The following is a 17,966-nucleotide window of genomic DNA, read 5'->3' on the forward strand; positions in this document are numbered from 1 at the left end:
AATGAGCAACATGAACATGCATGGCGGAAACGTAGCCATTGTGGGCGCGGCCGAAACCGATGAGATCGGCGTCCTGCCCTCCAAATCGGTGATCGCGCTCCATGCCGAAGCGGCAAGAAATGCGCTCCGCGACGCGGGCCTGTCCCCCTCGGATGTCGACGGCATCGCAACTGCGGGCCTGCTGCCCATGGAGGTCTCGCACTATCTGGGGATCACCCCCAGATGGATCGACGGCACCATGGTCGGCGGATGCAGTTTCCTTTCCCACGTGCGGCATGCAGCCGCAGCCATTGCGTCGGGAGCGGCGAACGTCGTCCTCATCACGCATGGCGAGTCCGGCCGCTCCAGGGTCGGAGCTCCCGCCTGGAACATCAACGCAGCGGCTGCGGATGGGCAATTCGAAGCGCCCTACGGCGCCGTGGCGCCTTACTCCACCTTTACCGTACCCGCGTTGCGCTTCCTGCATGACCGGGGCATGGGAACGCGGGATCTGGCGGAAGTCGTGGTTGCGCAACGGAAATGGGCAAGCCGCAACGCCCGCGCCATGCGCCGGGACATCGTCACGGCCGATGAGGTGCTCGCCGCGCCCGCCATCGCCTACCCGTTCACGCGCGACATGTGCTGCGTCGTCACCGATGGCGGCGGCGCCCTGGTCCTGACCAGCGCCGAGCGCGCCGCGGACCTGCCTTCGGCAAGCCGCGCAGTCTATCTGCTGGGTTCGGGCGAATCGGCCGAATCGCGGCTGGTTTCGCAAATGGAAGACGTAAGTTCATTCCAGTCTTTCCGCCGGTCGGCCAAGGAAGCTTTCGAAACCAGCGGAATCAGCCATGGCGACGTGGATCACCTGATGTGCTATGACGCATTTGCGCACCTGCCGCTATACATGCTCGAAGACTTGGGATTCGTGGGCAAGGGCGAGTCCGGCGCGTTCATTGCCGATGGCAATACGCTGCCGTCCGGCCAATTGCCCATGAATACCAATGGAGGAGGCCTCTGCTACACTCACACGGGCATGTACGGCATGTTCGCCATTCAAGAAGCAGTACGGCAACTGCGGGGCTGCGCCGACGCTCAAGTTGAAAATGCGCAGCTCAGCTTCGTGCAAGGCGTGGGGCTGTTTTTTGCGGCATCGACCAGCCTGGTACTGTCTGCCAGCCGTCACTGATTCCTGCTCGCGGAGGTATGTCTGGCATCCACGCCGTGAGTCCCCACGAAGGAGCATGCGCTTTGACGGCATGCTCCGTTTTGCTTTATGGGGAGCCGTGCTCGCCATCCGCTCCGCATCCGAGGACAGCATCCTGAATTCGCCTACACCCATCCGCGGCCGCCCCGTAGATCCGACACTCGAACCCCGGGTCTTTGCCGCTACGCGTGTTCTATATAAAGAGCTGGGCTGGGCCGGGCTGACCATCGATGGCGTTGCACGCGCGGCGAAGGTCGGCAAGGCCGCCATATACAAGCGCTGGCCGAGCAAGGAAGCCTTGATCGCGGACACCTTGAAAGACCTATCCCCCCCGCTTCCGGATTTCGGCAATACCGGATCCCTGCGTGGCGACCTGGTCGCCCTGGCGGTCGGAATCTTGCGGTTCTACGCCCAGGGTTACGGACTCATCGTCACCCGCTTGCGCATCGAGGCAAAGCTCTTTCCTGAAGTGTTGGGAAAATCGCTGGCAGACTGGGAACGGAGCAGCCGCGACCACGGGCGGAAGATGATCCTGCAAGCGATGGAACGGCGGGAAATTCCCAAAGACGTGTCTCCGGCCCTGATACTCGACCTGGTCGCCGGCGCGCTGCTGAACCATTTCCTGTACACCCCGAACGACAAAATGGAATTGCTGCAGAAAAACTGCGCAAGCTACGCCGAAACGGTCGTCGACTTCGTTCTGCGCGGCGTGGACTACCGGCATCCCGCGCCCGACGGCAAGGCGCAGGGCGCCCCGGCCCGGCGGCCCCGAGCTTCATAGCGCGATATTTCCTGTATTGTTTCGGTGCTCGGCAAAATGCTTCACTCATTAATGAGATAAGTCCATGGCCCACCCAGAAACGATCCCAGCCGCCCCGTCCTCGTTCCCGGCGACTGAGCTGACGAACGCTTTCGTCGCTTTCCTGTTTTCCGCCTCGGCGCCGGTAGCCATCATCCTGAGCGCCGGCGTGAAAGGGGGTCTCAGCCAGGCCACCCTCGCCTCCTGGATCTTCGCGGCCTTTGTGCTCAACGGCATCCTAACCATCGTGATGTCGGCCATTTACCGGCAACCATTGGCCTTTCTCTGGACCATCCCGGGCGCGGTGCTGGTCGCAAGCGCCCTGCAGCATCTGCCCTTCGCCGAGGTCATCGGCGCCTACCTGCTGACCGCCGCGCTGATGCTGGTGCTGGGGCTGACGGGCTGGGTCGGCGCCATCATGGACCGCATCCCCATGCCCATCGTCATGGGCATGGTCGCGGGCGTCTTTCTCAGCTTCGCGCTGGACTGGATCCGATCGTTCGCCTCCGATCCCTGGCTGGCAGGCGCCATGACCGCGACCTTCTTCGCGGTCTCGTTGTTTCCCGCGGTGCAAAAGCGGCTCTCTCCCATCATCGGCGCGCTCATCGCCGGCGTGTGCACGCTGGCGTTCACCGGCAGGACGCCCGCGCTGGAACATGTGACGTTGGCGACCTCGTTGGCAAGCCCGCAGTTCTACGCGCCGGTGTTCTCGTGGGCCGCCGCGTTCGAGCTGGTGCTGCCGCTTGCCGTGACCGTGATCGCCGTGCAGAACGCGCAAGGCATTGCCGTGCTGCGCAACTCGCTGCACCGCCCGCCGGTCAACGCCATCACCAATGCCTGCGGCGTGTTCTCGGCGCTGACCGCCTGCCTGGGCTGCGTCTCCACCTGTCTGGCCGGGCCGTCGAACGCCATCATTGCCTCTGGCGCCAACGCGTCACGGCATTGGCTGGCCGCGATCTTCCTCGGGGTCATGGTGATCGTGTTCGGCCTGTTCTCTCCCCTGGTCACGCAGGCACTGCTGGCCACGCCCGCGGCCTTTGTCGCCACGCTGGCGGGCCTGGCGCTTCTACGCATCCTGCAAGGCGCATTCCACACCGCGTTCCGCCAGCACTTCACGCTGGGCGCCCTGGTTGCCTTCCTGGTGACGCTGGGCGGCCTGCCGCTGCTGGGCATCGGCGCGCCGTTCTGGGGCGTGGTGTTCGGCGTGGCGACCAGCTTCGTCCTGGAGCGCGGCGACTTTGCGAAGCAGCCCGCGGCTTGAGATTGCTTGCGCAACACCGCTCCCCTCAATCGATTCGGTTCTTCATCAGGACGATGGCTTCTCCAACCAGCTTTTCCTTGAAGAAACGCTGGTTCTTCGCGATATTGCCGTCCGCCGTCAGCTGATACCCGGTAACGAAGACCGACTGGCTGACGTTGCCGCCTATGGCCAACGCGACTTCGGTGCCTACCGCCACAATGATGTCGGAATGGCTGGGAGCTTCCGGATTCTTTGAGGCTGCGAGATATTGATCGAACGTGTAGGGCTTGTCCCGCCAACTGCCGATGATGTCGCCGACCTGCGGCTTTGCTTCCGCTATGCGTACTCCCCAAAACGGCGCGGACTTGTCCTGGCTCGCTCGCTTCTTGATGGCATCCCACATGTACGCCGCGTGACCGATGGAACGCTTGAACGCCTTGAATTCCGGGATGACCTTGGCCGCATTGCTCACCATGAGAGAAATGGCGACGGCGGACCAGGGATAGCCGGTGTCCTTTCCGCTCAGATTCTTGCCCAGCGCCTTCCACATCTCGTGGATGTAGCTGCTATAGGGTTCGACGGTCTCCTTTCCCCGCCCTTTGTCGAATCGTAGCCACTGTTCCACCGCCGCTGCCACGAGCGTCTCGCGAGCCCGGTTATCGGGTGGCCGCAGGGTTGGCTGCCTGGCTGTGGGGGCCCACTTGAATTTCGAATCCGCCAGGCCATCGACTGCATAGCCTTCGACGGTCAAGCCGCCCATTTGCGTCCGAACATGGTGCCAGCCCGCGGGTGCATCCCCTAGATCGTCAACCTCCTGGCCCAACGTCAGGCTACCGACGGGCGTGTTGTTCTCGGTGCTGGGAATGGACCGCAGGTTGACTGCCTCGACATTGACGAAACGCTTCATGAAACGCTCCCGGAGCTCCTCGGACATGGGCAGCCGCGCACGCCAGGCCGAGCAGATGTTGTCTGTCTATCCAAATGCCAAAAGAGACGCAGATTCCAGAATGCCGCGTGGACCGACGGTACGCGAAAACGTCCCGACTAGCCCTCCTCCGGTCGCATGAGAGGCGCAGCCGCGGATACCATCCGCACCAAATATGGGAATGCCGGAATTCCGACAATCTCCCCCAATGCCATAAGCACATCACTTAGTTGGAAATTGCGAATCGGTCGTTTGGCCAGGCGGCCAACTCCCGTAATGTGACCTGTCCGCGCCGGCCTTGCCGAATCCGCAAGGCGCCGCGTCCGTTTCACTCTCGGAGACCCGCATGAACGACCGGCTGCACCGTACCCAGGCTTCCCGATCCGCCGCGATCAAGGCGAAGCTGGACTATCCCGTGATCGATACCGACGTACACGTCAACGACTACGCGCCCGTGCTGGAGGACTACATCCAGCACTATGGCGGTTCCAAGCTGGTGGACGTGCTGCGCAAGACGCAGGGCTCGCGCTTCGCCACCAAGTCCCAGGGCAAGGACTGGTACCAGCAGACCCCGGAGGAACGGCAGCGCAACCGCACGCTGCGCTCGCCCTGGTGGGCGCGCGTCACGCGCAACACCCTGGACCTGGCGACCGTCACGCTGCCGGAGCTGCTGTACGAGCGCCTGGAAGAACAGGGCTCGGACTACTCCATTCTGTTTCCCAACGACGTGCTGGCGCCGCTGGGCGCGGGCGACGAGTATCGCCAGCCCCTGCACCGCGCCATCAACCACTTCCATGCCGACCAGTACCGCAAGTACAGCGACCGCCTGACGCCCGTGGCAGGCATTCCGCTGAACACGCCGCAGGAAGCCATCGAGGAACTCGAATTCGCGGTCAAGACGCTGGGGCTGAAGGTGGCCAACATCCCGGGCGGCGTGCGCCGGCCGATCAAGGCCATCGCCGACAAGTACCCGCCCGCCGAATTCCCGGAGATCGCGCGGCATGCGTCCTATGTGGATTTCTTCGGCCTGGACAGCGAGTACGACTACGACCCGTTCTGGGCCAAGGCGGTGGAGCTGGGCGTGCCGCTGGCCACCCACTACGGCAGCCAGGGCTGGACCGGGCGCCACTCCATCAGCAATTACATGTTCAACCATATCGGCCACTTCGCCGACGGTTCCCAGGCCTTTGCCAAGGCGCTCTTCTTTGGCGGCGTGACGCGGCGCTTTCCGAACCTGCGCGTGGCCTTGCTGGAAGGCGGCGCCGACTGGGGCGCGCACGTGTATGCGCACCTGGTGGACCGCTGGGAAAAGCGCAACCGCAACGCCGTGCAGCAATACAACCCGGCCAACGCGGACGTGGAGCTGCTGGCGGACCTGTTCGAACGCTACGGCGCGGACCTGCTCAATGGGCGCGAGCTCAACAAGGACACCCTGTTGCGAGACAGCCTGGGCCTGTCGGCGCTGCACCACAGCCGCGACCCCCAGGGCGATGAGCTCGACGACTTCGCCGCGGCCGGCATCGAAAACGTAGAGGACATCCGCAAGCGCTGGGTCGACAGCTTCTACTTCGGCTCGGAGGCCGACGACCGGACCATAGGCGCGGCCTTCAACGACCGCGCCAATCCTCTGAACACCAAGCTCAACGCGATCTGGTCCTCCGACGTCGGCCATTGGGACGTGCCGGACCTGACCGAGCCGCTGGCCGAAAGCTGGGACCTGGTGGAAGACGGCGTGATCTCCGCGGCGGATTTCAAGGCCCTGGTGTTCGACAACCCATACCGCTTCTACACCCAGGCGCATCCCGACTTTTTCAAGGGCACGCGCATCGAACAGAAGCTGCAGGCGCGCGCCGAAAAGCGCGCGGCCTGACCTTATCGCGTACCCGCAATCCCGCCCGCCGGCACATGCCGGCGGGCGCCTAGTCCTGCCCGCGGCCGGCGCCTGCCAGCCCGGACCTGTCTTTCATCATCGATATACGGAACGACCATGCGCACCCTGCTCTCTCCCCGCAGCCTGATTTCACGCCTGATGCTGGGCGCAGCCTTGTGCGCCGTCAGCCTCGCCTCCCTGGCCGCGCCCGACGTGGTCCGCATCGGCGTGGCGACCGCCGGCGGCGGCGACCCCATCACCTGGGGCGGCTCGCCGGGCGGCGTGGCGCGCGCCAACAACTGGCTGGAGGAAGCCTTCCAGGGCACCGGCACCGAAGTACAGTGGCTGTTCTTCAAGGGCGCAGGCCCCGCGGTCAACGAAGCGCTCTCGAACAAGCAGATCGATTTCGCCTACCAGGGCGACCTGCCGTCGGTGGTGGGCCGCTCCAACGGGTTGAAGACCCGCATCCTGTTGGGCAGCGGCGTGCGCAACAACCTGTACGTCTCCACGCCCAAGGACTCCCCGCTGCAATCGCTGGACGACCTGAAGGACCGCAAGGTGTCGATCTTCCGCGGCACCAACGGCCATCTGGTCGCCATCAACGTGCTGGCCTCGCGCCAGCTGACCGAACGCGACATCAAGGGCGTGAACCTCGACACCGGCAGCGCGCAAGCGGCGCTGGTCTCCAACGGCGTAGATGCGGCCTTCGGCGGCTATGAATACTTCAAGCTGCGCGACCAAGGCCTGGCGCGCATCATCTATTCGACCAAGGGCCAGGATCCCTCGTTCACGCGCCAGGCGTCGCTGCTGGTGCGCGAGGATTTCGAAAAGGAGAATCCCGAAGCCGTGCAGCGCGTGGTCGACGTGTTCGTGCGTGCGGCGCAATGGTCCTCGGACGAGCAGAACCGCGATGCGCTCTTCAATATCTGGGCGCGCAGCGGCACGCCTTACGCGTCCTGGCAGGCAGAGTTCGACGGCGAAGTGCTGGCCGTGCGCAATTCGCCGCTGCTGGACGAGTTCCTCGCCGCGCGCTACCAGGCCGTGGCGGACGACGCGCTGAAATTGAAGCTGATCCGCCGTCCCGTGAGCGTGGACGGCTGGTTCGAGCCGCGCTACCTCGACGCCGCCTTGCAGAAGGCCAATCTTGCCGCCCGCTGGACCGCGTTCAATGCGCAAGGCCAGCCGGCCGCGGGCGAGCGCCAGGCCAGCGCCGCCGCACGATAAGGAGCCGCCATGTCTGGAAACACGCTTAACGCCCCATTTGCGTCCGCGCGGCGCGGCCCGCGCCTGGCGCCTGCCGCCCTGCTGCGCAACGCCGGCGGCCGCCTGCTGCCCTGGCTGCTGCCGCTGGCCCTGCTCGCGCTTTGGCAGCTGGGCGCATCGCAGGGCTGGATCTCGCCGCAGGTGCTGCCCTCGCCCAGCTTCGTCTGGCTGACCTTGCAGGATCTCTACAGCAGCGGCGACCTCTGGCTGAACGTGCAAGCCAGCATGCAGCGCGTGCTGGTGGGCTTCGCGGCCGGCAGCGCGCTGGGCCTGGCGCTGGGCGCCGCGATGGGATTGTGGCGTCCGCTGGAAGCCTACATCCTGCCCACCTTCAATGCGCTGGTGCAGATCCCGGTCCTGGCCTGGCTGCCCTTCGTGCTGCTGCTGGTGGGCATAGGCGAACCACTGAAGTACATCCTGATCGCCAAGGCCGCGCTGGTGCCGGTGACGCTGAACACCTTGCAGGGATTCCGGCAGACCCCGACCAGCCTGCTGGAAGTGGCCCGCGTCTATGGCTACACGCGCCGCCAGCAGGTGCTGGAAGTCGTGTTGCCCCACGCCCTGCCGACGCTCTTCACCGGCTTGCGGCTGGGCTTCACCAAGGCCTGGCTGTCGCTGGTGGTGGTGGAGCTGGTCGCGTCCAGCGAAGGACTCGGCTACCTCATCGTCTACGGCCGTCAACTGTTCCAGCTGGATCTGGTGATGGCGGCGGTGATAGTGGTGGGCGCCATCGGCTACGCCATCGACAAGCTGCTGGACCTGGCCGAAACCCGCGCGGGCGGCGGCCAGGCCGCTACGCGCCTGGGCGCGGCGGCCACCGGAGCCCGAACATGACCGCGGCGTTCATCTCCACGCTTCCCGTGGTCCGACGCGGCAGCGCCTGGTTGCGCGCGCGCTGGCGCGGCCTGGTGCTGCCCGCCGCCGCCATCCTGGCCTGGTGGGCGCTGGCGCGGCTGGACTGGGTATCCACTCCGCTGCTGGTGTCGCCGGGCAAGGTGCTGGAGACGGCGGCCAGCCAGATATCCTCGGGACGGCTGTGGCGCGCGCTGAGCGCGAGCCTGGCGCGCGAATTCACCGGATTCGCAATAGGCACCGCGCTCGGCCTGATACTGGGCGCGCTGCTGGGACTGCTGCCGTTGTTCAACCGCATCGTGGGTCCCAGCTTCAACACTTTCAAGCAGATCTCGCTGTTTGCCTGGATCCCCCTGATCTCGGTCTGGTTCGGCCTGGGCGACGTGGCCAAGGTGACGTTCCTGTCGCTGGCCGCCCTGGTGCCCGTGGTCGTCAATACCTGCGATGGCATACGCAGCACCCCCACGGCGTTGCTGGAAGTGGCCCGCGTGTACGGCTATTCCCGCTGGCAGACGCTGCTGCACGTGGTCCTGCCAGCGGCCGCGCCTTCGATCTTCACCGGCGTGTACCTGGCGCTGATCTACTCCTGGCTGGCGACGATAGGCGCGGAGTACCTGCTGGTGGCCGGCCACGGCATCGGCAACACCTTGATCGAAGGCAGCGAACACTTCCAGATGGACCTGGTGATCTTCGGCATGTTCGTGATCGGCCTGGTGGGCTGGTCCATGAATGCCTTGGCCCGCGCGCTGGAGCGCAGGCTGGCGCGGCACCGCTACGGCGCCGCCTGATGGAGTAGGAAAGGAATGACGAGCATCTTCGGCAAGGAATTGAACATCCGCGGCGTGGGCAAGCGCTATGCCGGCCCGGGCGACGGCGCAGAGGCGCTGCAAGTCCTGCAGGACATCAACCTGGACGTGCCCGCCGGGCATTTCGTCAGCATCGTGGGCGCCAGCGGCTGCGGCAAGTCCACGCTGCTGCGCCTGATCCTGGGACTGGATGGCGACTACGCCGGCCAGATCCTGCTGGACGGCAACCCAGTGCGCGGCGCGGGCCTGGACCGCGGCATCGTATTCCAGGACCACCGGCTGTTTCCGTGGCTGAACGTGGAACGCAACATCGCGGCGGCGCTGCGCAACGCACCGCTGTCGAAGGCAGAAAAGCGCGAGCTGGTGGCCGAGCACATTGCGCTGGTCGGCCTGCAGGGGTTCGAGAAATCCTACCCGCACCAGATCTCGGGCGGCATGGCGCAGCGCGTGGCGATCGCGCGCGGCCTGGTCAACCGCCCGCGCGTGCTGCTATTGGACGAGCCGCTGGGCGCGCTGGACGCGTTGACGCGGTCGCGGCTGCAGAACGAGTTGCAGCGCATCTGGCAGCAGGAGCAGATCACCATGGTGCTGGTCACGCACGACGTGGAGGAAGCCGTGTTCCTGGGCGACCGCGTGGTGGTGATGCAGCCGCGCCCGGGACGCATCCGCCGCATCGTCGACGTGGATCTGCCGCATCCGCGCAACCGCAGCGATCCGCGCTTCATCCGATTGCGCGACGATGTGCTGAGCGATTTTCTCGATCCAGATGGGCGCGTGGCCCGCCATGAAGAACAGCCGCCTGGCGGCCTGGCGGCCACGGTGGGCGCACTGCCCGCGTTGGGGCGCTTGCGCATGGCTTGGTAGTTTCCTTGCGCACAAAGGCAAGCCGGCGGCACGCGCCGCCGGCTTGGTTGGTTCAGGCGTCAGCCGCTCAATCGATCGACGCGCCCGCCACCTTCACGACCTTCCCCAGCCGCGCATACTCTTCCGCACCGAATTCCGCCAGCGCCTGGCGCGACGTGGGCGAAGGAATCGCACCACGCGACTCCAGCATCTTGCGCACTTCGGGCTGCTGCAGCGCGCGGTTGACCGCCGCGTTCAGCTTGTCCAGCACGGCCGCCGGCGTGCCCTTGGGCGCGTACAGGCCGTCCCAGGCGAAGAACTCATAGCCCTTGACGCCCGCTTCGCTGATCGTGGGAATGTCCGGATTGGAAGCCACGCGGTCCGGCGTCGTCACGCCCAGCGCCCGCAGCTTGCCCGCCGCAATCTGCCCCGACACATTGGGCATGACGTCGATCATGAACGAAATGCGCCCGCCCAGCAGATCGGTCATGGCCGCGCCGCCGCCCTTGTAGGGAATGTGCATGACCTTGGTGCCGGCCATCTGGTTCAGCAGCTCACAGGCCAGATGCGAGGAGGTGCCGTTGCCGGCGGAACCGCAGGTCAGCTCACCCGGATTGGCCCGGGCGTAGGCCAGCAGCTGCGCCAGGGTCTTGAAGCGCTCGTCGGTGGCATTGACCACCAGCGCCGCCGCAATGACCGTGAAACGCGAGATCGGTTCGAAATCCGACGGCGCATAGCCCGGCGACTTGTACAGCCAGTGATTGGTGGCCTGCGTGCCATTGGTGCCGTAGGACAGCGTATAGCCGTCGGGCTTGGCGCGCGCGGCGATCGAAGTGCCGATATTGCCGCCCGCGCCGGGGCGGTTCTCGACGATGATGGACTGCCCGAGCTCGCGCGACAGCGGCTCCGCAACCAGGCGCGCCAGGGTGTCGCCGCCGCCGCCGGCCGCGAACGGCACCACCAGCGTGATCGGATGGGTCGGCCAGTCGGCCTGTTGCGCCTGGGCGCCGGACACGACGGCCGCACAGGCGGCCGCCAACATGCAATGCAAGATTCTTGAGGGTTTCATGGTTTGTCTCCTGGGGTATTTACGGTACGCGCCCATTGCTTTTTGAATGGTCCGGACGCGTGAGGAACAAGAATTCGGAATGTGCGGGATCTCCGTGATGTCAGTCCGTCATTCCGGCGGAAGATGGCGGCGGCTGCTCTTGTCCGCCAGCCGCCAGCCGCCGTCCGTCTCCACCAGCACGTCCTGGCACTCGCGGATGGCGACCAGGCGCGGCGCGCCGCCCTGCTCGTGCGGCACGCTTTCGTAGGCGGTCAGGAAGTAGCCGACGGTGGCGCGCGCGCCAGCCAGCTCGACCAGTCGCAGATTGGTAATGACGTGGCAGGTGCTGCGCTCGGGCGCGCGGGCATTCAGGGCTTGCAGGATTTCCTGGCGGCCGGCAAGCCGGCGTCCCTGCCGTTGCCAGACGCCGTCCTCGGCCATGAGCGCGGCGGCGGCCTCGTGCCGCCGCGTGTCCAGGGCATGGAAGAATTCCAGCACCACGGATTCGCAGGCCGTCTTGGCCAGCATGGGCAAAATCGGGTTTTCCATTGCGATCCTCATCCGATCTGGGCGCTGGCCAGCGGCACGTCGGGCCGCCCGAGCAACGCCGGGTCCAGGGTCGCGCGCTGCGCGATCCATTTGCGCAGCTGGCGGAAATCGCGGGCTGCATCCACCGATACGCCGGCTACGGCGCGGCCGCTGGCGTCCAGCGCCACCGACAGCAAGGCGCGCTCCCCAACCTGCGGCCGCAGCACTTCGCTGCAGGCCAGGCCCGGGAATCCGACGATCTGCACCATGGCGTCGTATTGTTCCGACCAGACGGCGCCGGTCGGCGCATAAGGTTCGCCCAGGCCCAGGGCCGACAGCGCGGCGGCCGTGCCTTGGTCCTGCGCGTTCTGCCACGACTCCATGCGCGCATGGCCGTCCTCGGCCGTCAGCACCGCGACGTCGCCCGCCGCATAGACGTCCGCCGCCGAGGTCCTGCAGTACGCGTCGACCAACACGCCACGCTCGCAGGCCAGGCCGGCTTCACGCGCCAGTTCGTCATTGGCCCGCAGGCCCACGCCCAGCACGATGGCGTCCGCGTCCAGACGCGTGCCGTCGGCCAGTTCCGCCACCGGGCGGCCGTCCGTCTGCGCCAGCACCGCGCGCAGGCAAGTGTCCAGGCGCAGGTCCACGCCATGGGCGGCATGCAGCGCGGCCAGGTGCGCCGACACCGCAGGCTGCACGCTGCGGGCGCACAGTCGCGGTCCCTGCTCCAGCACGGTCACGGCGCTGCCGGACTGACGCGCCGTCGCCGCTACCTCCAGCCCGATCCAGCCGCCCCCGACCACCACCAGGCGGCGGCCCGGGCCGAGGCTGGCGCGCAGGCGCAGCGCGTCGCCGCGGGTGCGCAGCACGTGCACGCCGGGGCCATCCACGCCGGGCAGCGCAGGCACGACCGGCCTGCCGCCCATGCACAGGATCAGCTTGTCATAGGCGATGCTGCCGCCGTCCGAGGTATCCACCTGCCTATCGGCCACGCGCAGCCGCGCCGCCGCCACGCCCGGCCGAAACTCGATGCGCAACGCCGCCAGCCGCTCGGCCGAAAACAGCTCGGTGCTTTCGGGCACGGCCTGGCCGCCCAGCACCGCCTTGCTCAAGGGCGGGCGTTCATAAGGCGCGTGGGGCTCATCGCCCAGCAGCACGATGCGGCCTTCGTAGCCGCGTTCGCGCAAGGTCGCCGCGGCCCATCCGCCCGCCTGGCCGGCGCCGACCACCACGATGGCGCCCGAGTTCATGCGCCTTCCGCCTTCAGGTAGACGGTGCCCGACTCCACCCGCACCTCGTAGCGGCGCAGGTCCGTCGTGACCGGCGGGCATTGCGGCTTGCCGGTACGGATGTCGAAGACGCCCTGATGCAGCGGACACTCGATGGTGCCGTCTTCCAGATAGCCGTCGGCCAGGCTGGCGTTGCCATGCGGACAGCGGTCCTGCGTGGCGCAGATGTCGCCTTGCAGGTTGTAGAGGCAGACGCCTTCGCCTTCATGCATCACGCGCAGGGTGCCGGTGTCGGGCGAAATGTCCGACACCATCGCCACAGGTTTCCAGGTATCCATGCTCACAGCCCCATCGCCTTGCGGTAGTAGTCGTAGAAGGAGCGGATCAGCACCTCGGTCACCATGTAGTCGGCGGGCTCGGTGTCGCGGCCGCCCATCTCGATGATGCCGCGCTCTTCCGGATAGCCGGTGACGCCGATCTGCACCTGGTTCAGCATTTCGCTGTCGTCCATCGACACGAAGCCGGCCGGGCCCAGCAGGTTGGCGTGCTTCAGGCGCAGGCGGGTCATTTCCTCGTCGTCGTCCTCATAGCCGTAATAGGTGAACACCAGTTCGTGCTCGGTCGGGCTGCGCGGAATGACGTGGCGGGTCTTGAGCGAGTTGGCCTGGATGCCGAACTGCGCGGCCGGGAACACCCACGCGCCACCGACGCGGCCGCGGTTGAACTCGGCGCGCGGCGTCACGGTTTCCAGGTCCAGCAGCTCCAGGTCGTCACGGAAACGGCTCATTTCCGTGGTGGCCTCGGTCTTCTTCTTGCCCTCGTTGTGCGACACCATCACGCTGTGCGCGCCGCCGCCCGTGGGGATGCACTCGGACTTGGAGTCCGCGCGCCACAGGCCGAAGGTGATGTAGAAGGTGTGCAGCAGCGTGGCGTGGTACGGATCCTTCAGGTTTTCCAGGTACATCTTCCAGTTGCTGGGGATCAGCTGGCGGCTGTAACCCAGCAGCTTGAGCGGCTTGCCCGGCAGCATGTGGTCGATTTCCGCCAGCACTTCAGGACCGCAGTAGTCCTCGAAGCTGGGCGCGTCCTCGGCGAAGGTGGCCCAGATCGAGCCGCCGCGGTTCACGCTGCGCAGCTTGCGGATGCCGTTCTGCTTGGGATCGAAGTCGCGCGGCATGCCACCCTTGCCCATGGCGCCGCGGCGAAACGGCACACCTTGCAGATTACCGTTCAGGTCATAGTTCCACTGGTGGTAGGGGCAGGTGAAGTCCTCCACTTTGCCGGTGTTGTGCCAGCAGATCTGCGCGCCGCGGTGCGCGCAGCGGTTCTCCAGAACGTTGATCTCGCCTTCCGCGTTGCGGACCATGACCACGGGGCGGTCGCCGATCCAGTTGCGCTTGTAGCAGCCAACTTCAGGCACTTCGCATTCCAGGCCCACGTAGTTCCAGGTCTTGCCGCCGAAGAACACGTCCATCTCCTTCTTGAAGATGGCGGGATCGGTGTAGACCCAGTTGGGGATGCGCGTATAGCCTTCCTTGGGCCAACGGCGCTCGATGTGGATGGGAGCCGCCGCCGGAGCCTCTGGCGCGGTCGAGTGGGTACAGGTCATGATGGGTATCCTCGGGGCGGATTCAGATGGGAACGATGAGCGAAGTGCGCACGCGGTAGTTGTCGTACACGCAGTCGCGGCGGCTGAACGCCAGGCCCTCGGGCGTCACGCGCACCACGTCCAGATAGCGGCCCACCATGTTCAAGGTGGGCTCGCGGTCGGACAGCGACTCCATCACCGCAAAGTTGGCCTGCGCCACGATGTGGTCGCCCTGCACTTCCAGCACGCGCACGCCGCTGATGAAGTGGCGCAGCGAACGCGGCTCGAACATGGTGGTTTCGCGCAAGGCCGTGACGCGGTCGCGCACCATGTTCTTGTTCATGCAATAGATCAGGCCCAGGGGCAGGCCGGCGTCATGGTTCTCGCGCGACAGCACCCGGTAATGGCAGTCCTCGGTGAAGAAGGCGGGCCAGTCCTCCAGCCGGTCTTCGTCCAGGCAGTAGGCGTAATCGTCATAGAAGTCCCGCAGGCGCGCGCGCAGCGACGGGGTATCGGAAAGCTCGGTCATGGTCATTGCGGATCCAGGTATCGGTTCTAGGAAATCGCGTCCTATCGGGCCGCGGCCAGTTGCGCGCGGTTGCTCTCGAAGCCGCTCTGGCTGCCCAGCGCCAGGATGGGTTCCTGCATGCGCTCCTGCCAGATCAGCGACTCCATGGCGATCTGCAGCGGATGGTCCTGCACCGTCAGCGCGGAGGTGGTTTCCGTACCCGAGTGATGCGAGTGCATGGCCCAGCCTGGCGCCGACAGGATCAGGTCGCCCGCCTTCCAGTCCAGCCGCGTGCCGTTGACCTTGCTGTAGCCGTTGCCGCGCAGGTAATAGTTGATGGCCGACGAGCTGTGGCGGTGCGGCACGTGGTGGTTGTCGGGCGGCGACGAGGAAATGGTGGCGAAGAAGCTGTGCGTGGTGCCGATGCGGCGTTCGGTCGCCGGGTTGTACAGCACGAACAGGCGGCGGCCGTTGTAGCCGCGCGCCATGTCCTCGACGTTGGGCAGCTGGCGCGACACCGCCGACCAGGGCCAGTGCAAGGCCTTGGATTCCAGCACCTCGATGTCGATCAGCCACTCGTAGCCCAGCAGCCATGCGCCCTCGGGCGTGATCTGCTCGCGCAGCGCCAGGTCGCGCGAACGGGCCGCGTCGGGCGCGCGCGGCGGCACCGGCTTGGTATTGGCGTCGGCCGGCGGCACGCTGCCCTCGAACTCCTCGACGTAGTGGATCTCCAGCTTTTCCAGGAGCGGCGCGTTGGAGTACGACAGGCGCACCCACGGCGTCTTGCCTTCGTTACGGTAGGAATGCACCTGCATGGCGGGCGTGTTCCAGACGTCCCAGTGCCCCACGCGGATGTCGCGCCCGGCCACCGTGGCCACGCCCTCGCCGCTGATACAGATCTCCAGCATGTTGGAGTTCTTGCGCAGGTTGAAGGTGCTTTCACCCGGATTGACCACGTTGATGGTGACGTCCGTTCCCGGGGCCAGGCCCAGGCCCGGCGCCGTGGCTTCCGGATGCACGATGAGGGAGGCGCGGCGGCCGTTGTCCGGCCGGGGCGCGTCGGTCAGGCGCGCGATCTCAAGATCGATGTCCTCTTTGGGGATGACGATGGACTGCCATTTGTTTTGTTCCCGCGGACTGGCGCCGCTGATATCGACGAACATGTATGTCTCCTCTTGCCGCCGGCGCCCCGCGCCGGCTGTGCGGTTATGCGAATTCGGTTCAGGGCTGCGCCAGCAGCAGGTTCTCGCGGGTCTGGGGCGGCAGCGCCACGCCCAGGCCATGGTCGCGGGCATGCTCGTACACCACGCGCGCCATCGCCAGGTCGGACAGGCCCATGCCCATGCCCTTGAAGATCGTCAACCGTGCGCCTTGCGGACGGCCCTCTCCCGCGGCGAGCAGGTCGCTCAGCACGGTCACGCCCTGCCATGGCGCACCGTCTGCGCCAAAGCGCTCGCGCAGTTCACGCGAACCGCGGCGGGCGTTTTCCAGGTCGTCCACCACCACGCGGTCGGCGCGTTCGAACACGTCCTGCGCGAACTCGGCCTTGGCCGGCAGGATCGCGCCCACGGCGTTCAGGTGCCTGCAGTCGGCCAGCATGGCCGCGTCCACGAAAGGCTCGACGGCGCGAGTGATCAGGGTGACGATCTCGGCGCCGGCCAGCGCCTGTTCCAGGCTGGCCGCTTCCTCGACCTCGAATCGATACTTGCCTTGCACGCTGGCGACAAAGGCGCGGCGCTTTTCCGGCGTGGGGCTGTAGACGCGCACGCGGCGCAAGTCGCGCACGGCGGCCAGCGCGGCCAATTGGGTGACGGCCTGCGGGCCGGTGCCGATCATCGCGGCGCAGGCGGCGTCAGCCGGCGCCAGCGCGCGCGTGGCGACCCCGCTGATCGCGGCGGTGCGCAGCATGCCCAGCGCGCGCGCCTCGATCACGGCGCGCAGAAATCCCGACTCGGCGTCGAACAGGCTGAACAGCGAGCCTCCGCCGCTCTTGGTATGGACCCAGGTCTTGAAACCCGCATAGCCGCCCGCGCCGGTCTGCACGGAGCCCAAGGCATGCATCGAGCTGCCGTCGCCCCAGGTCGCCAGCGCCTTGGGCAGGTTGCGGGCCTGCTCACGCCCTTGCGCGACCAGCATGGAGTGCAGGGCTTCGATCGCCTTGGGGATATCCAGAACCGAGACCACGTCCCGTTCCGTCAGGTACCGCAGCGCATCAGACATGCGCGTCTCCTTGTTCGTCGGCGGCGGGCTCGTCCGCCACCGTGTTGATCAGTGTTCCGAGGCCGGGAATCTCGACTTCCAGCGTGTCGCCGGCGCTCATGAAGCGCGGAGGCTTGCGGCTGGAGCCCACGCCTTCGGGCGTGCCGGTGGCGATCACGTCGCCCGGCGACAGGCGGGTGAAGCTGCTGATGTAGGCGATCAGCTCAGGGATGGGGAAGATCAGGTCGGACACCTGGCCGTGCTGCATGACCTCGCCGTTGAGGCGGGAAATGACTTCCAGGCCAGCCGGGTCGCCGATCTCGTCGGCCGTGACCAGCCAGGGACCCAGCGCGCCGCTGCGCTCGAAGTTCTTGCCCGGCGTCACCTGCGCGTTGTGCTTCTGGAAATCGCGCACGGAGTTCTCGGCCATGCAGGTGTAGCCGGCCACGTGCGCCAGGGCGTCCTTGGCGGCGATATGGCGGCCACCCCGGCCGATCACCACGGCCAGTTCGGCCTCGTAATCGAAACGGTCGGAGGCTTGCGGCTTCCACACCGCCTCGCCGTGGCCGACGAAGCTGTCCGCAAAGCGCGCGAACAGCGAGGGATGCGCGGGCAGTTCGCGCCCGGCCTCGGCCACATGGCGGCCGTAGTTCAGGCCCACGCAGAGAATCTTGCGCGGCGCCACGACCGGCGGCAGCAGGCGCAGCCCGGCCAAGGGCATACAGGCCTGGCCAGCCGTCTCCGCGGCGCGCGCGATCTGTTCCACCCCTGCCTCCAGCGCCGCGACCATGTCGGGCCAGACCTGGGTCAGCGCCACGACCTCGGCGCCGCGCACCACGCCCCAGGCGCTGCGGCCTGCCTGAACGAAGCTGACGAGCTTCATGTTGTCTCCTGTGCTTGCGGCGGCTTATGGCATGCATCGACGGATTTCTTTGCATGCATTTATCGCTTCAACCGCACTTGAATCGCTGTTTTTCCGAATTATTGCATGCAATTTTGATAAATCGCAAGGAAAGATCGGTTTTTTTATTGACTATTGCATGCAATTTTGACGGTACACTGAAAGCCCTCACAGACCGGAA

Annotated in this window: 18 protein-coding genes; 8 read left to right on the forward strand and 10 right to left on the reverse strand. The window is 66.3% G+C overall.

The features are described from left to right. The first annotated feature begins 1 nt into the window (after window position 1). The 3 genes from NGK62_RS28695 to NGK62_RS28705 all read left to right on the forward strand — a co-directional run bounded on the left by NGK62_RS28695 (window position 2) and on the right by NGK62_RS28705 (window position 3,243). Window positions 2-1,165 carry a thiolase C-terminal domain-containing protein gene (locus NGK62_RS28695; RefSeq protein WP_251881542.1) on the forward strand — a complete coding sequence of 388 codons (1,164 nt, stop codon included), beginning with the start codon at window positions 2-4 and terminating at the stop codon, window positions 1,163-1,165. A gap of 55 nt (window positions 1,166-1,220) precedes the next feature. Beyond that, on the forward strand, window positions 1,221-1,964 hold the full coding sequence (locus NGK62_RS28700; RefSeq protein WP_251881544.1) for a TetR/AcrR family transcriptional regulator: 744 nt from the start codon (window positions 1,221-1,223) through the stop codon (window positions 1,962-1,964). Between the two features lie 64 nt (window positions 1,965-2,028). Next, complete coding sequence (locus NGK62_RS28705) at window positions 2,029-3,243, forward strand: benzoate/H(+) symporter BenE family transporter (protein WP_059373445.1); 1,215 nt, start codon at window positions 2,029-2,031, stop codon at window positions 3,241-3,243. Window positions 3,244-3,268: 25 nt separating this feature from the next. Here the strand turns inward: NGK62_RS28705 and NGK62_RS28710 are convergent, their stop codons facing one another. Next, the gene (locus NGK62_RS28710) at window positions 3,269-4,129 is read right to left on the reverse strand and encodes a DUF2272 domain-containing protein (RefSeq protein ID WP_251881546.1); all 861 of its coding nucleotides are present in this window, start codon (window positions 4,127-4,129) and stop codon (window positions 3,269-3,271) included. Window positions 4,130-4,493: 364 nt separating this feature from the next. Between NGK62_RS28710 and NGK62_RS28715 the strand changes: the two genes are divergently transcribed. The 5 genes from NGK62_RS28715 (at window position 4,494) to NGK62_RS28735 (ending at window position 9,802) form a co-directional block, all read left to right on the forward strand. After that, complete coding sequence (locus NGK62_RS28715) at window positions 4,494-6,017, forward strand: amidohydrolase family protein (protein WP_118932661.1); 1,524 nt, start codon at window positions 4,494-4,496, stop codon at window positions 6,015-6,017. 117 nt (window positions 6,018-6,134) lie between these two features. Further along, window positions 6,135-7,241, forward strand: coding sequence for an ABC transporter substrate-binding protein (locus NGK62_RS28720; protein ID WP_251881548.1), 1,107 nt, complete (start codon window positions 6,135-6,137; stop codon window positions 7,239-7,241). Between the two features lie 9 nt (window positions 7,242-7,250). Next, entirely contained in the window at window positions 7,251-8,114 is an 864-nt protein-coding gene (locus NGK62_RS28725) for an ABC transporter permease (protein ID WP_059373453.1), read from the forward strand. Further along, window positions 8,111-8,920 carry an ABC transporter permease gene (locus NGK62_RS28730; protein WP_251881550.1) on the forward strand — a complete coding sequence of 270 codons (810 nt, stop codon included), beginning with the start codon at window positions 8,111-8,113 and terminating at the stop codon, window positions 8,918-8,920. Before NGK62_RS28725 ends, NGK62_RS28730 begins: the two co-directional genes overlap by 4 nt. 15 nt (window positions 8,921-8,935) lie before the next feature. Next, complete coding sequence (locus NGK62_RS28735) at window positions 8,936-9,802, forward strand: ABC transporter ATP-binding protein (RefSeq protein WP_059373457.1); 867 nt, start codon at window positions 8,936-8,938, stop codon at window positions 9,800-9,802. 67 nt (window positions 9,803-9,869) lie between these two features. On the opposite strand, the gene NGK62_RS28740 is transcribed toward NGK62_RS28735, so the two are convergent. The 9 genes from NGK62_RS28740 to NGK62_RS28780 form a co-directional block, all read right to left on the reverse strand. Further along, window positions 9,870-10,850 (reverse strand): Bug family tripartite tricarboxylate transporter substrate binding protein, encoded by a 981-nt coding sequence (locus tag NGK62_RS28740; RefSeq protein WP_223283247.1) that lies wholly within the window; start codon window positions 10,848-10,850, stop codon window positions 9,870-9,872. 108 nt (window positions 10,851-10,958) lie between these two features. Continuing rightward, on the reverse strand, window positions 10,959-11,378 hold the full coding sequence (locus tag NGK62_RS28745; RefSeq protein ID WP_059373460.1) for a nuclear transport factor 2 family protein: 420 nt from the start codon (window positions 11,376-11,378) through the stop codon (window positions 10,959-10,961). Window positions 11,379-11,386: 8 nt separating this feature from the next. Next, window positions 11,387-12,610, reverse strand: a complete 1,224-nt coding sequence (locus NGK62_RS28750) for an NAD(P)/FAD-dependent oxidoreductase (protein WP_251881552.1) — start codon at window positions 12,608-12,610, stop codon at window positions 11,387-11,389. After that, window positions 12,607-12,927: a non-heme iron oxygenase ferredoxin subunit gene (locus NGK62_RS28755; RefSeq protein ID WP_251881554.1), complete on the reverse strand. Its 321-nt coding sequence runs from the start codon at window positions 12,925-12,927 to the stop codon at window positions 12,607-12,609. Before NGK62_RS28755 ends, NGK62_RS28750 begins: the two co-directional genes overlap by 4 nt. 2 nt (window positions 12,928-12,929) lie before the next feature. Then, complete coding sequence (locus NGK62_RS28760) at window positions 12,930-14,198, reverse strand: aromatic ring-hydroxylating dioxygenase subunit alpha (protein WP_059373465.1); 1,269 nt, start codon at window positions 14,196-14,198, stop codon at window positions 12,930-12,932. 22 nt (window positions 14,199-14,220) lie between these two features. After that, a complete protein-coding gene (locus tag NGK62_RS28765; protein WP_054456184.1) occupies window positions 14,221-14,712 on the reverse strand; it encodes an aromatic-ring-hydroxylating dioxygenase subunit beta in 492 nt (163 codons plus the stop codon). A gap of 35 nt (window positions 14,713-14,747) precedes the next feature. Further along, window positions 14,748-15,848 (reverse strand): cupin domain-containing protein, encoded by a 1,101-nt coding sequence (locus tag NGK62_RS28770; protein ID WP_251881556.1) that lies wholly within the window; start codon window positions 15,846-15,848, stop codon window positions 14,748-14,750. Between the two features lie 58 nt (window positions 15,849-15,906). After that, window positions 15,907-16,905, reverse strand: coding sequence for an ornithine cyclodeaminase family protein (locus tag NGK62_RS28775; protein WP_251881558.1), 999 nt, complete (start codon window positions 16,903-16,905; stop codon window positions 15,907-15,909). Then, the gene (locus NGK62_RS28780; protein WP_059373471.1) at window positions 16,898-17,767 is read right to left on the reverse strand and encodes a fumarylacetoacetate hydrolase family protein; all 870 of its coding nucleotides are present in this window, start codon (window positions 17,765-17,767) and stop codon (window positions 16,898-16,900) included. Before NGK62_RS28780 ends, NGK62_RS28775 begins: the two co-directional genes overlap by 8 nt. Window positions 17,768-17,966: the final 199 nt, after the last annotated feature.

It is taken from the genome of Achromobacter sp. Marseille-Q4954 (assembly GCF_943737025.1).
Lineage (GTDB): Bacteria > Pseudomonadota > Gammaproteobacteria > Burkholderiales > Burkholderiaceae_B > Achromobacter > Achromobacter bronchisepticus_A.